At 64.6% G+C, this 13,794-nt stretch carries 10 protein-coding genes; 7 read left to right on the plus strand and 3 right to left on the minus strand.

From position 1 onward, the window contains the following. Position 1: 1 nt before the first annotated feature. Genes ACTJLB_RS17840 through cobJ form a run of 3 tightly spaced genes read left to right on the plus strand, consistent with a single transcriptional unit; the run spans position 2 to position 3,123 of the window. The gene (locus ACTJLB_RS17840) at positions 2–628 is read left to right on the plus strand and encodes a precorrin-8X methylmutase (RefSeq protein ID WP_410798749.1); all 627 of its coding nucleotides are present in this window, start codon (positions 2–4) and stop codon (positions 626–628) included. Continuing rightward, on the plus strand, positions 629–1,369 hold the full coding sequence (locus ACTJLB_RS17845) for a precorrin-2 C(20)-methyltransferase (protein ID WP_020067897.1): 741 nt from the start codon (positions 629–631) through the stop codon (positions 1,367–1,369). Next, positions 1,366–3,123 (plus strand): precorrin-3B C(17)-methyltransferase, encoded by a 1,758-nt coding sequence (gene cobJ / locus ACTJLB_RS17850; protein WP_440784233.1) that lies wholly within the window; start codon positions 1,366–1,368, stop codon positions 3,121–3,123. The genes ACTJLB_RS17845 and cobJ overlap by 4 nt, the downstream gene beginning before the upstream one ends. A 14-nt stretch (positions 3,124–3,137) precedes the next feature. On the opposite strand, the gene ACTJLB_RS17855 is transcribed toward cobJ, so the two are convergent. Together ACTJLB_RS17855 and ACTJLB_RS17860 are read right to left on the minus strand one after the other, a co-directional pair. Then, positions 3,138–5,762 carry an AAA family ATPase gene (locus ACTJLB_RS17855; protein ID WP_440784028.1) on the minus strand — a complete coding sequence of 875 codons (2,625 nt, stop codon included), beginning with the start codon at positions 5,760–5,762 and terminating at the stop codon, positions 3,138–3,140. After that, on the minus strand, positions 5,759–6,901 hold the full coding sequence (locus ACTJLB_RS17860) for a metallophosphoesterase family protein (RefSeq protein ID WP_440784029.1): 1,143 nt from the start codon (positions 6,899–6,901) through the stop codon (positions 5,759–5,761). The genes ACTJLB_RS17855 and ACTJLB_RS17860 overlap by 4 nt, the downstream gene beginning before the upstream one ends. Positions 6,902–7,156: 255 nt before the next feature. On the opposite strand from ACTJLB_RS17860, the gene ACTJLB_RS17865 reads away from it, so the two are divergent. From ACTJLB_RS17865 to ACTJLB_RS17880, 4 genes are all read left to right on the plus strand, one after another. Then, entirely contained in the window at positions 7,157–8,437 is a 1,281-nt protein-coding gene (locus tag ACTJLB_RS17865) for a DUF445 domain-containing protein (RefSeq protein ID WP_408173274.1), read from the plus strand. A gap of 164 nt (positions 8,438–8,601) precedes the next feature. Beyond that, positions 8,602–10,551: an AI-2E family transporter gene (locus ACTJLB_RS17870; RefSeq protein ID WP_440784030.1), complete on the plus strand. Its 1,950-nt coding sequence runs from the start codon at positions 8,602–8,604 to the stop codon at positions 10,549–10,551. 190 nt (positions 10,552–10,741) lie between these two features. Continuing rightward, complete coding sequence (locus ACTJLB_RS17875; RefSeq protein WP_440784031.1) at positions 10,742–12,514, plus strand: FAD-dependent oxidoreductase; 1,773 nt, start codon at positions 10,742–10,744, stop codon at positions 12,512–12,514. Beyond that, entirely contained in the window at positions 12,511–12,705 is a 195-nt protein-coding gene (locus tag ACTJLB_RS17880; protein ID WP_440784032.1) for a hypothetical protein, read from the plus strand. Before ACTJLB_RS17875 ends, ACTJLB_RS17880 begins: the two co-directional genes overlap by 4 nt. A gap of 114 nt (positions 12,706–12,819) precedes the next feature. Here the strand turns inward: ACTJLB_RS17880 and ACTJLB_RS17885 are convergent, their stop codons facing one another. After that, positions 12,820–13,794: a 2-dehydropantoate 2-reductase gene (locus ACTJLB_RS17885; protein WP_440784033.1), complete on the minus strand. Its 975-nt coding sequence runs from the start codon at positions 13,792–13,794 to the stop codon at positions 12,820–12,822.

Consider the following 13,794-nt stretch of genomic DNA (forward strand, 5'->3'; position numbering starts at 1 on the left):
GATGCTTGATTACATTCGCGACGGTCAGGAGATCTATCGCCAGTCTTTCGCGACGATCCGCGCCGAAGCCGACCTGTCGCGCATTCCTGCCGACCTCGAAAAACTCGCGGTGCGCGTGATCCACGCGTGCGGGATGGTCGATGTGATCGACGATCTCGCGTTCTCCGAACATGCCGGCACAGCAGGCCGCACGGCGCTCGCGCAAGGCGCGCCGATTCTCTGCGACGCCGGCATGGTGGCGCAAGGCATCACGCGCGCGCGGTTGCCGGTGAACAACGACGTGATCTGCACGCTCACCCATGAACGAGTGCCTGCACTCGCCCGCGAACTCGGCAATACGCGTTCCGCCGCCGCGCTCGAATTGTGGCGCCCGCATCTGGGCGGCAGCGTCGTCGTGATCGGCAATGCGCCGACTGCCCTCTTCCATCTGCTCGATATGCTCGACGCCGGTGCGCCGAAGCCCGCGCTGATTCTGGGCTTTCCGGTCGGCTTTGTCGGCGCGGCGGAATCGAAAGCGATGCTCGCAGAGAATAGCCGTGGCGTGCCGTATGTCGTCGTGCATGGCCGGCGCGGCGGCAGCGCGATGGCTGCGGCCGCTGTCAACGCGCTCGCAACGGAGATCGAATAAATGACGGCGCAACAACGTGCAGGGCGTCTATATGGACTCGGTGTCGGTCCAGGAGATCCGGAACTCATCACGCTAAAGGCACTGCGTCTGCTCAAGGCAGCGGCCGTGGTCGCCTACTTTGTCGCAAAGGGCAAGAAGGGCAACGCGTTCAGCATCATCGAGGCGCATTTGCACGACACGCAGCAGCAACTGCCGCTCGTGTATCCCGTCACGACCGAAGCGCTAGAGCCGCCACTGTCGTATGAAGCGATCATTGCCGACTTCTACGACACTGCGGCCGACATAGTCGGGGCACATCTTGATGCGGGGCGCGACGTCGCCGTGATCTGCGAAGGCGATCCGTTCTTCTACGGCTCGTACATGTATCTGCACGACCGGCTCGCGGCGCGCTACGAGAGCGAAGTGGTGCCGGGCGTCTGCTCGATGCTCGGCGGCGCGGCCGTGCTCGGTGCGCCGCTCGTGTATCGCAACCAGAGCCTGTCGGTGCTCTCGGGCGTGCTGCCGGAAGACGAACTGCGCCGCCGTCTTGCGGATGCGGACGCCGCTGTCGTGATGAAACTCGGGCGCAATTTCGACAAGGTGCGGCGCGTGCTCGGCGAACTCGGACTCGCGCACCGCGCGCTGTACGTCGAGCGGGCGACGATGGGCAACCAGCGTATCGTCCCGCTCGCTGAAGTGGACCCGATGGCGTCGCCGTATTTCTCGCTGCTCGTCGTGCCGGGGGAAAAATGGCAAGGATGATGCCGCCCGCCATCGTCATTCTCGGCGCAGGCGCGCTGGATACCGCGCGGCGCATCCAAACGCTGTATGCGGATTCGCAGGTGCATGCGCTGCAAGGCCGCGTTGAAGCCGACGTCGCGTACGCCGAACTGAGCCCGCATCTGCGCGACCTGTATGCACGAGGCACGCCGATTGTCGCGCTGTGCGCGGCCGGCATCGTGATTCGCTGCGTGGCGCCGCTGCTGTCGAACAAGGGCGCCGAGCCGCCGGTGCTCGCCGTTGCCGAAGACGGCAGCGCCGTCGTGCCGTTGCTCGGCGGCCTCGCCGGCGTCAACGTGATGGCGCGCGAGATTGCCGCCGCACTTGCCATATCGCCTGCAATCACCACGAGTGGCGAGTTGCGGTTCGGCACCTGTGTGCTCAATCCACCGGATGGTTATGCGCTTGCCGATATCGGCCAGGGTAAGCGTTTCGTGTCGGACCTGCTCGCGGGCGAAAGCACGCGTATCGAGGGCGACGCGCCGTGGCTCGACGATGCACAACTGCCGCGCTCGCCATCCGCGCGGCTGGCGATTCGCATCACGCCTCGCGCGTGGAATGGACGCGACGACGAGCTTGTGATTCACCCTCGCAGTGTGGTCGCAGCGGTGACGCTTGAGGCTGTCGCTTCAACGCCCGCACAGGCGAACAGCGCCGCGACATCAACTGCGGACAAGAACCCCGCCGCCGAAATCGCGGCTCGTGTGCGCAGCTCACTCGAAGCGCACGGCCTCGCGTCTCTTTCGCTTGCCGCGTTGCTTGGCTCATCGGAACACATGGCAGAACCGGCGCTTGCCGAAGCGGCCGCGCTGCTGAACGTGCCGCTGCGTTTTACGGATTGCGACGCAGCAATCGGCGAATCACCGGCCAGCCTTTTACGCGCCGCCCTGCGCATTCCATACGAAACGTTGTACGACGATCATGTGCAAGGCATCGCCCTCGCTCTATCGCCGCTCGCGGTCGATCCCGACACGATAGGACGGGCGCGCGGCCGGCTGACGGTGATCGGCCTCGGCCCCGGCAGCGCGGAACTGATGGTGCCCGCGGCGCGTAAGGCGCTCGACCAGGCCACCGATATTCTCGGCTATGAGACGTACGTGAAAATGGCCGGCCCGCTGCGCGCCGGCCAACGCGTGCACGGCACCGATAATCGCGAGGAAATGCAGCGCGCGCGCCATGCGTTCGAACTCGCGAGCGCGGGACGGTCAGTGGTGATGGTGTCGTCCGGCGACCCCGGCGTGTTCGCGATGGCCGCGGCCGTGCTCGAAGCGCTCGACGCCTCTGAGGACAGCGCGTGGGCCGCTGTCGAGCTCAGCATCGTGCCGGGTGTATCGGCGGCGATGGCTACCGCCGCGCAAGCCGGCGCGCCGCTCGGCCATGACTTCTGCATGCTGTCGCTGTCGGATAACCTGAAGCCCTGGAGCATCATCGAAAAACGCTTGCGACATGCCGCGCAAGCGGACCTCGTCATGGCGTTCTACAACCCGATTTCGCGCGCGCGTCCGTGGCAACTCGATAAGGCGCTCGATATCGTTCGTGAATATCGGGCGGCGCATACGCAGGTCGTGCTCGGCCGCGACATTGGCAGGCCGGGCGCAACGCTGCGCACGGTGACCTTAGGCGAACTGCGCTCAGCGGCTGTCGATATGCGCACAATGCTGATCGTGGGCTCCTCCACCACGCGCCGCTTCACCAAGGGCGCGCAGTGGGTCTACACGCCGCGCTGGTACGAGTAAGCCCCGACGGATAGTTACGCCGCGGCCTTCATATCGTCGATCGCGCGCTGCCTCACGCCCAGGTCGTCCCACAGTTCCGGATGGCAGGTGAACACCAGAATCTGATGCCGCGTGGCAGCGTCGATCAGCGCCCGCTTGATCGCATCCCGCCGTGCGGCGTCGGTATGCACGGCCGCATCGTCGAGCATCAGCAACGTCGGCCGGCCGGACGCCTTCAGCAGATCGGCATACGCGAGCCGCGTGAGAATGCCGAGTTGCTCGCGCGTGCCGAAGCTCAGCGCTTCGAGCGTGTCTGCGCGGCCAAAACGATCGAGCGTCGCGGGACTCAGATCGTCGCCGAGCGCGATGGTCGACTGCGGAAAGATCCGCTTCAGATAGTGGCCGAGCCGTTCCGTTAACGGCGCACGCAATTGGGCGACCGCCGCATCGCGTTCCGCGACGAGCACTTCGTCGAGCAGACTCAACGCGCCGGCGCGCAAGCTCAGCTCCTCTTTGCGGCGGGTGGCCTGCTCCACTTTTGCGTCGAGCGCTGCAAGACGCTCGCCGAGCCCTGACGCGCCCACGGTCTCCAGCTGGCTGCGCAAACGCGCGATGCTGACCTGCCGCTCGTGCTGGTCCTGACGCGCAAGTTCCGCCGACGCGCGATAGCGCTTCGCCTCGGCCGCCGGGTCGTCCAGACGCACGGCTTCGAGTTCGCGCGCCCGCGCTTCGCGTTGCTTCGTCAGCGCCTCGACCTGCACGCGTTGTTCGACAATCTTCGCCTGCCACTGTGCGCGGTTGCGGCAGAACGCCGGGGCGCTCAGTTGCGCTTCCTTGCGCTGCAATTGGAGCGCGAGCGACTCAGCCGTCGCAATGCCGGTGGAACGCTTCTCGGTTGCCTCGTTCAGTATCTTGCGGGCACTCTCCAGCGCGGAGGCTGCGATTTCGGCGCTGCGCCGCGCTTCGTCGAGCGGCAGCGCGGCCGAGACGTCGGGCAAACTCGTCAACCGCTCGTTGGCGGCCTGCGAGCGCGCGGTGGCCGAAGCCAACGCGGCACGCAGCGCGTCGATGCCCTGCGGCGCGTACGCTTCCAGCACCTTCGCGTAACTTTTCTGCTGCGCGACGAGCGCCTTCCACTGTTCGTGCCTCGATTCGGCTTCGGCAAGCGAAGCGACGCCGAGTGCTTGCAACAACTGCGCATGCTGCGCTTCGAGCGCGGCGAGTTCCGACAGTCGCGCGGACAGATCCGAAACGCCCGGAATCACGCGCAGTTCGCCAAGCTGGCCGAGGCCAATCCGCTTTTCTTCGTCGACACGCAATACGCCCGTGCCGCTGATGGACGCATCGTCCACCGTAATCGGCCCACTCAACCGGTATTCGATGCGCGTCATCGCCGCTTCGGTGCGCGCACGCAACACGGTCAGCGACGCATCGAGCGATGCGAGGCGCTTGAGCTTCGCCTCGTCTATTTCGAGGGCGGCTGCAGCGCGCGCGGCTGCTACGAGCGCTTCGTTGGCTTCGCTCGCGGCGGCAATCGCCGTTTCGAGCCGTTCCAGTTCAGCACGATGAAGACCGATCTGGTTGCGCAGATCTGCGGCACTCACCGCCGCGTTCGCCAGTTCGAGCGCGCGGTTTGCATCGGTAAAAGCCTGCTCCAGTTGCGCCACGCGGGTTGCCGCCTGCGCATATCCGGTTTCGACCGACGCCACGTTCGCGCGCGCCGTGTCGAGTTGTTGACGCTCTCGCGTCACCGCCGTTTCCAGTTCCACCGCGGCCTGTTCGTGCTGCAACGGCAGCGCAAGCTCAGCCTCGCTGACTTTCAACGCCTGCGCGAGTTGGTCTACGCTGCGTTCGAGTTCCGCAGCCGCATCGGCGCGCTGTTGCGCGAGCACGGCCTTCTGCTCGTGAAGTTCCCACGGCCGTTTGCGTTCGGTTTCTTCAAAGGCCTGCTGCTGCGCGGCAAGCCGCGCGATGTTTTCATCGAACTGTTCGCGCTGCCGGTTCAGATCGTCGCGCTCAGCGATCAGCGCAGCGAGCGCGACTTCGGCTTCCGCGAGCGGCCCGGTGGATTTCTGCGTGCGTGCGGTCAGCAGTTGCCGAAGCTCGCGTTGCACGGCGGCGATCAACGCATCCTCGCCCGCCGATTCGCGGCTGCCGGACAATTGCGACAACGCATCGCGTAGATACTGCGCCGCGTGACCGGTCGAGTCGCGCATATCCTGCGTGCCGCCCTGCTGCACCCACAGCAGCCCCGGAACGCCCGCGTTTTCCGCCTTCAACGGCCCGCGCGCGGCACGCGAAAAGCCGAGCAGTGCGGCGAGCTTGTCTTCCGCTTCGTCTTCGCCGAAAACGGCCTGGCCGATCTTCAACTCGCAGCGCTGACGCGTGACGAACTGCTTCGACAGGCGGCATGCAACGCCGTCGAGGTCGAAGCTCACCTCGACCGACGGCTGCCCGCTCGCCTTGCCCCAAGGCAGCAATTCCTTCAGATGCGAGGCCTTGTAGCGTTCGAGAAATACCGCACGCACGGCCTCGGCAATCGTGCTCTTACCGGCCTCGTTCGGTCCCACGAAAAGATTGAGACCGGGCTGCAGGTCGTCGATAAAAAGACGCCCGGTGAATTGTTTGAATTCCTCTATCGCGATGCTCTGAAGCTTCATGCGGACCTCGCTTCACGCGGCAATACACGTTGAAAACGCGCCAGCAGCAATAATGCCTCTGCCGCGCGCTTGACCTGTTGCGGGTCGGACTGCGGGTCCTCCTGCATGCCTCGCAAACGCGCGACGACTTTTGCCAGATAGCCGCTTTGCGCGCCGAGTTCTGCGAGATCCTCTGTAGTGGGTAGCACCTGCAAACCGCTCAGATCGACACGCAATGCACGCACGCGCGCACGGGTCTCTTCGACGGCGACATGAAGCGCCTCGGCGTCGGCCAGCGCGGCCGTGCCGGTCACCGAAACGCGCAGCACGTCGCTGCTGCCCAACGTGGCGAGGCGCGTCTTCAGCGAATCCACATCGGTCGGCACGGAAATCGTTTCGTCCCAGCGATGCCACTGGTATTGCCCGACTCGCACCGCCTCGACCGCGGGTTGTGCGCCGGGCTCGCTCAGCGTGACGTCGAGCATGAAGCCGGGATCGTTCGCGCGAAAACGGTCCTGCTCATGCGTGCCCGCGTACCAGGTGCGCTCGTCGACGCGAAAGTGGCCGTGCCAGTCGCCGAGCGCAAGATAGTCGAGACGCGCGCTCGCGGCGCGCGTCGGCGAGATCGGGTTCGAGGAGTCGATGCCTTCCTGCAGAATGCCGCTCACGCTTCCATGCGCGAGGCCCACACGGTGATACCCCGGCGGTGTCTCGGCGGTATCGAAAAAGCCGGTGGTGTCGTCGTAAGTAATGCGCTGCGTGAGCGGCGCGCACAGCACCGCGCAACGGCATGCGTCCAGTAACACGACGCCGGGCGCGAGCACGAGGCGCACGTTCGGCGGCACGCAATTGAGGCGCTGCGCACGCGTCCAGACGCTTTCCACGAGCGCGGCGTCGTGGTTGCCAGGCAACATGATCCATGGACCTGCGAAGGCTTGCAGTGCGGCGAACAGGCGGCGGATTACCGTATCGGATACCGTCTGCAGATCGAACACGTCGCCTGCCACCAGCACCGCGTCGACCTGGCGCGCGGCTGCTTCGTCGGCGATGCGGCGCACGGTGTCGAAGCGCGCCTGTGCCAGATGCGCGGCCTCCTCCGGCTCGAACTGGCCGAACTGCGTGCCGATTTGCCAGTCTGCGGTATGCAGAAACCTGATCACTGTGCCTCCATTGCGTTCAAATGCATTGCCGCGCGGCGCATGCTGCTCACGCCGCCGTGGTTCAACCCTCGATGTTACCGCGCCGGCGGCGCAAACAGCGACCGATACGGCCGGATCGCGTTCAAGCGGCGCGATTCCGCGCTCTTCAACGTCATTCGCGATCATCCGGCATCATTCAGCGCGGCTCGAATCGCCCTACACACCGCGCGGCGCGCGGCGCTAAACTCGCGTTTCCGGACCTTGGCTCTCTCGCCGATGAATAAAGCACTCGAACTGAAGAAGGCCAAACGCACGCCGCTGCTGCTCCTTGCCGCGGCGGCCTGCGTTTTCGTCGTCACGGCATTGATGCCGCGCGGCGTCTGGATCGACGGTATCAAGGCAGTGGCCGAAGCCGCGATGGTCGGCGCCCTCGCCGACTGGTTCGCAGTCGCTGCGCTGTTCAGGCGCGTGCCGATTCCAGTGGTATCGGCTCACACGGCGATCATTCCGCGCAACAAGCACAAGATTGCCGACAACCTCGCCGTGTTCGTGCAGGACAAGTTTCTCGACGTGCCGTCGCTCGTCGGTCTGATCAAGAAGCACGATCCGGCACAGAGCATCACGCGCTGGCTGACCGAGCCCGCCAACACCGCGCGCCTCGGCAATTACGTCGTGAAGCTGACGAGCGGCATTCTCGATCTGACCGACGACGTGCGCATTCAGGTGTTCATCAAGGACGCATTGCGCGATGTGCTCGCCAAGGTCGACCTCTCGCAGTCAATGGGCTCGATTCTCGACACGCTCACCAAAGACGGCCGCCACCAGGAACTTCTCGACGCGGGCATCGAACAGGTCGTCGCATTGCTGCGCGAACCGCAGGCGCGCCAGTTCATTGCGGAACGTATCGTCGATTGGGTCAAGAGCGAGTATCCGAAGATGGAAAAAATCCTGCCCTCCGCGTGGCTCGGCGAGAAAGGTGCCGAGACTATCGCGAACGCGGTGAACCGGATGCTCGAACAGGTCAGCGAAAACCCCACACACCAGTTGCGCCAGAAGTTCGACGACGCCGCGCACAAGCTGATCGTCAAGCTCAAAAGCGATCCGGCCTTTCTGGAAAAAGGCGAGGAATTCAAGCGTTATCTGGTGGAAGGCGAAGCGCTCGCCTTGTATGTGAAGGACATGTGGGGCGAACTTCGCGCGTGGCTCAAGCGCGATCTGCAAAGCAGCGACTCGGCGTTGCATGCGCGAGTCGTGGCGGCGGGCCAATGGGTGGGCCGCGAACTCGCGAACGACCCGGCGCTGCGCCAGTCGCTCAACGATCACCTCGAAGACGCAGCACGCGCAATGGCGCCCGAGTTCGCGCAATTCCTCACACGGCATATCAGCGACACCGTGAAGAACTGGGACCCGCATGAGATGTCGCGGCAGATCGAACTGAACATCGGCAAGGACCTGCAATATATCCGCATCAACGGGACCGTGGTCGGCGGCTTCATCGGCTTGCTGCTCTATGGAAGCTCGCTAGTATTCGACTTGCTGCGCATGCATATCGGCTGAGCCGGCAGTTCTGGCGAACCGCGACGCAAAGCGCCTACAATCCAGGCATAGGGTTTGCTCAGCCGCAGTGGCCCATACGGCACCGTGCCGCCGCCGCATCTACCGCGCGCGAGACTACAAGCGACCGCGGACGCGGCCGCGCCACTCAAACGGACAGTGTGCTCATGAAAATATCCTTACCGCCGCATGGGCGGTCGAACCGCGTTTATCCGCCCGCCGCTCCGAGTTTGCATGGTCTCGCGTCGGTGATTACCGGCGTGGTGGTGGTCTGCGCGCTTTACTTCGGCCGCGCGGTGCTGATTCCGATCACGCTCTCCGTGCTGCTCAGTTTTCTGCTCGCGCCGCTCGTGCAGATGTTGCGGCGGCTGCATATGGGCCAGTTGCCGTCCATTTTCATCGCGGTGCTGTTCGCCCTGGCCGCACTGCTCGCCGTGGGGGCGCTGATCGGCGCGCAGCTCGTTCAACTGGCGGGCGACCTGCCGCAGTACCAGGTCGCCATCGAACGCAAGATCGAAACCGTGCAGGAGAAAACGATCGGCCGCGCCGATTCGCTGATGAGCCGCGCGGCGGCCACGCTGCAACGCGTTGCGCCTTCGAAGCCGCCGCCGCGACCCACTGGCCGGGCCGCGCGCAACGCCCCTGCTGTGCCCACGCCTGTCGAAGTCCACGAGCCTTCGCCCACGCCGTTGCAACTCGCGCAGCGTGCGCTGTCGCCAGCCATCGCGCCGATTGAAACCACCTTCATCGTGCTGGTGGTCACGATCTTCATTCTGCTGCAGCGCGAGGACCTGCGCGACCGCCTGATCAGCCTCTTCGGCTCTCGCGATTTGCATCGCACGACGACAGCCATCAACGACGCCGCGGTGCGCCTGAGCCGCTATTTTGTCGCGCAACTCGGCGTGAACCTGAGCGCAGGCGGTGTGATTGCCATCGGGCTCGCTATCATCGGCGTGCCAGGCGCGTTGCTGTTCGGCGTGATAGCGGCGCTGCTGCGCTTCGTGCCATATATCGGCATCTGGATCGCGGCGATTCTCGCGGTGTTTCTCGCGGCAGCCATCCAGCCGCAATGGACGATGGCGGTCTACACACTGATTCTTTTTATCGTCGTGGATGTGGTCGCCGGGCAGATCGCGGAGCCGCTGCTGTACGGCCACCGTTCGGGGCTGTCGCCGCTCGCGGTGGTCGTCGCGGCGATTTTCTGGAGCTGGCTGTGGGGGCCGATCGGCCTCGTGCTGTCCACGCCGCTCACGCTGTGCGTCGTGACGCTTGGGCGCTACGCCGATCGTCTGAACTTTCTAACGGTGCTGCTCGGCGACCAGCCGGCGCTCACGCCCGCGCAGAACTTCTATCAGCGGCTTCTTGCGGACGATCCGCATGAGGCGATCGTGCAGGCGGAGCGTCTGCTGCGCGAGATGTCGCTAATCGACTACTACGACACCGTCGCGCTCGAAGGACTCAAGCTCGCGCGCAACGACGCGATGCGCGGCGTCCTGATGCCGGACCAGTTGGCCCGCGTGAACGAAGCGCTGGTGGACATCGTCGAAAATCTGGAAATCGCCGATGGTTTGCCGGACCGGCTGACCCGCGCCGAGTCTCCAGAAGCGCTCGTCGCGGCTTCCTCAGCGGATCTTTCCGAGCGGAACGATAGTGCGACGCGAGCGCATGCTTCACCACAGAGTGACAGCGAAAAAGCGGCGGTGCTCTGCGTGCCCGGACGGGGCGCGTTCGACGAAGTCACGACGGCCATCGCGGTGCAACTGCTCGGACGCTTCGGTTTTGCGCCGATCATGGCGACGCACTCGGGCTACCGCAGCGCGCACGCCGACGAGCCGAGCTACAAGAATGCGCCGATCATCTGCATCGTCACGCTCGACGCTCCGGAATCGCCGCCGTATCTGCGCAATATGCTTCGACGCACACGCCAATGGCGGCCGAGAGCGGCGCTCGTGGTCGGCGTCGGCGGCACCGCGGAAAACGGGCATGAGACAGGAACGGGTGCGACTGCCGCTTCACATTCGGCACCGACCTTCCGCGCGATGATCGAGGAATGCCAGTTGGCCGCGTCGTCGCTGCACACGCGTCAGCATTCGCACGTGGCGAGCAGCGCGGATTGAGCACGGTGATGGGCCTACCGCGCGCCCGTTAGCGTGGATCGAATCGTGGCGCGCCTGTACCCAAAATGAGGACAGGCGCGCGTAAGCTCTCCTCCATACTTCGCTCATCGCTTTTTTCGTATCGCCGCGCGTCTAAAACACTCACAGGCGCGGCGCACCCGAAAACGCGGCGAAAATCGAGGAGACATGCATGACGCGCAGTTTCAAACCCTACCCCTTTGCGCCGCGCCATTACGAGGGCGCGGCGCCTCCGCTCATCGACGGAAACGATCCCGTGCGGCGGCCCGTGGCGATAGTCGGCGGCGGGCCGGTCGGCATGACGCTCGCGCTCGCCCTCGCCCGGCAAGGCGTGCGCTCGGTGCTGATCGAGGCCGACGACAGCGTATGCACCGGCAGCCGCGCAATCTGCATTTCGCGGCGCAGCCTCGAAATATTCAAGCGCCTCGGCGCCGTGCAAGGCTTCCTGCAAAAAGGCCTGCCGTGGACGGGAGGCCGTAGCTTCTATCGCGACACCGAAGTGTTCCGCTTCACGATGCATCAGGACGACGAGCAATCGTTGCCGCCGATGATCAACATCGCGCAATACCAGATCGAGCAGTTCCTGCTCGACGAACTGGAGCGGCATGCGGATCTCATCGACATCCGCTGGCAAACTCGCATGACCGGCATCGAGCAATCCGACGGTTCCGACGCCCAGCGTGGCGCAACACTCGCGCTCCGTACCGGCGACACCGCGTGGCGCATGCACGCCGACTGGGTCGTCGCGTGCGACGGCGGGCGCAGCACCGTGCGTGAAGCGCTCGGTCTGAAGCTCACCGGCACTACGTACGAAGGTCGCTACGTGATCGTCGATATCGCCTTGCACAGCGAGCGCGCGACCGAACGTCTCGCCTACTTCGATCCGCCGTCGAATCCCGGTTCCACGGTGCTCGTGCACAAACAGCCGGACGACGTTTGGCGTATCGACTACCAGCTTCGCGACGACGAAGATCCACAGGCAGCCATCGAGCCGGATAACGTAATTCCGCGCGTTCAGAGCGTACTCGACGCAATGGGCGAAACGGGCGAATGGTCACCGATCTGGATCACTGTCTACAAGGCAAACGCGTTGACATTGGAGCGTTATCGCCACGGCTCGATACTGTTCGCCGGCGACGCGGCGCATCTTGTGCCGATCTTCGGTGTGCGCGGCGCCAATTCGGGCATTGACGACGCCGACAACCTCGGCTGGAAACTCGGCTGCGTGGTCAACGGCATTGCATCGCCCGATCTGCTCGACAGTTATAGCGACGAGCGCGTGTTCGCCGCGCGCGAGAACCTGAGCTACGGGATGAAAAGCACCGAGTTCATGGCGCCGCCCACGTTCGGGTTCGAGTTGATGAGAACAGCGGTGCTGGGGCTCGCCGAACATCATCCCGCTGTGCGGCCGCTGATCAATCCGCGGCAAACGCACCCGATCGCGTATGTCGAATCGCCGCTCAATCGCGTTGCGGCAGACGGCGTGCAGGCGGCCGGCGCAGTGCCCGTGGCGAGCCGATTTGCCAGCGGTCCCGCGCCTGGCAGCGTGTTACCGGAGTGCAGGCTGCAGCGCATTAGCGACGGCAAGAGGGTCGATATGCACGTTACCGATCTGCTGGCACCCTGTTTCACGGCGCTGCGCTTCGGCATGGATTCTTCGCAAGATGCCGAGTGGCAGCGTATACGGGACGATCTGAAGAGTCGTGCGATTCCATTCAACACGATCATCGTCGTCGACACGAACGTCAAGCTGGGTGCACACAGCACTGCCGTTATCGATCACAACGGCCGCCTGCATCACATGCTCGACGCAACACCGGGCACCGTCTATCTGATCCGCCCGGATGGCCATGTGCTCGCGCGCTGGCGCGACGGCACGGCAGCCGCGACACACAGCGCGCTTATCGCCGCACTGAACATTCGGAGCAAGGAGAGACAGTCATGACCGATATCGATCTCGAGCGCATCTATACGACGCTTTGCCAGAACATCACGGCCGAAGGTGAAGCGCAGGCACCGCTGTATCTCGCCCGCCTTGCACTGCTCTGCATGACCGAACTCGATGACACGCAACGCGCTTTGTCCCTGATCGAGGCAGCTCGCCTGCCTTCGCCGGGAGCAGTCACGGCGACATAGGTTGAAGAGAGCACGACGAACCAGGCGCAAAAAAGCCGCCGCGAGTTGACCCGCGGCGGCTTTCTGCTTCAGCGAAGCACTACTGCTATATCTGCTAGATCGGCTATACCGGCTTCAGTACAAACCCAGCGTGCTCGCATGCAAACGCGCGAGACCGAGCAGCGCGTCCGTGTACGGCGTTTGAACACCGGTCAGTTGTCCGAGTTCGCGCACCGCGCTCACGAGTGCGTCCAGTTCCACCGGCTTGCGCGCCTCTACGTCTTGCAGCATCGACGTTTTCATCGCACCGAGTTTGAGCGTGACCGCATGCCGGTCCTGCGGCGCCTGATCGATCGGAATGCCGAAGCGCGCGCCGATCTCCTTCGCTTCGAGCATGATGCTCGTGACGAAGTTGCGCACCAGTTCGTCGCTGAGAATGCGGTCGGTAGTCGCGCCGGTCATTGCGCTGATGGGGTTCATTGTCATGTTGCCCCAGAGCTTGTACCAGACATCGCGCTGGATCTGGTCCGACATCGACGCATTGAAGCCCGCGGCGACGAGCGCTTCGGTCAACGCCTTGACGCGTTCGCTCGGCCGGCCGGCAGCCTCGCCGACGATCAACCCATTGCCCTGATGATGCCGGATCACGCCAGGCGCCTCGACGAGGCAGCTCGCATGCACCACGCAGCCGACCGTCTGCTCGCCCGGAATCGCCGCGGCGATGGCGCCGTCGGGATCGACCGACTTGAGCCGCTTGCCCGCGAAATCGCCGCCGAGCCCGTCGCAGAACCACCACGGCACGCCGTTCATGGCGGTGAGCACGAGGGTTTGCGGCCCGAGCAGCGGCGCGATATGCGCGGCCACCGACGCCATGGCAGGACCCTTGACCGCCACCACCACGAGATCCTGAACACCGAGTTCCGCGGGATCTTCGACCGCTCTCACGCGAACCGTCTGCGTCTCGCCGCCTTCGATCAAACGCAGGCCATGCTCGCGCAACGCGGCGAGCGTCGCGCCGCGTGCCACCACGCCGATATCATGGCCCGCCTCCGCGAGCTTCACGCCCATCCATCCGCCAATCGCGCCTGCGCCGTAAATCACTGCTTTCAT

This window comes from Paraburkholderia sp. 22098 (genome assembly GCF_052045935.1).
GTDB lineage: Bacteria > Pseudomonadota > Gammaproteobacteria > Burkholderiales > Burkholderiaceae > Paraburkholderia > Paraburkholderia caledonica.

Excerpts from the sequence above, each read along its gene's own strand:
- ACTJLB_RS17840 (WP_410798749.1), top strand. The coding sequence starts at position 2 with ATGCTTGATTACATTCGCGACGGTCAGGAGATCTATCGCCAGTCTTTC.
- ACTJLB_RS17845 (WP_020067897.1), top strand. The coding sequence starts at position 629 with ATGACGGCGCAACAACGTGCAGGGCGTCTATATGGACTCGGTGTCGGT.
- cobJ (WP_440784233.1), top strand. The coding sequence starts at position 1,366 with ATGATGCCGCCCGCCATCGTCATTCTCGGCGCAGGCGCGCTGGATACC.
- ACTJLB_RS17855 (WP_440784028.1), bottom strand. The coding sequence starts at position 5,762 with ATGAAGCTTCAGAGCATCGCGATAGAGGAATTCAAACAATTCACCGGG.
- ACTJLB_RS17865 (WP_408173274.1), top strand. The coding sequence starts at position 7,157 with ATGAATAAAGCACTCGAACTGAAGAAGGCCAAACGCACGCCGCTGCTG.
- ACTJLB_RS17870 (WP_440784030.1), top strand. The coding sequence starts at position 8,602 with ATGAAAATATCCTTACCGCCGCATGGGCGGTCGAACCGCGTTTATCCG.
- ACTJLB_RS17875 (WP_440784031.1), top strand. The coding sequence starts at position 10,742 with ATGACGCGCAGTTTCAAACCCTACCCCTTTGCGCCGCGCCATTACGAG.
- ACTJLB_RS17880 (WP_440784032.1), top strand. The coding sequence starts at position 12,511 with ATGACCGATATCGATCTCGAGCGCATCTATACGACGCTTTGCCAGAAC.
- ACTJLB_RS17885 (WP_440784033.1), bottom strand. The coding sequence starts at position 13,794 with ATGAAAGCAGTGATTTACGGCGCAGGCGCGATTGGCGGATGGATGGGC.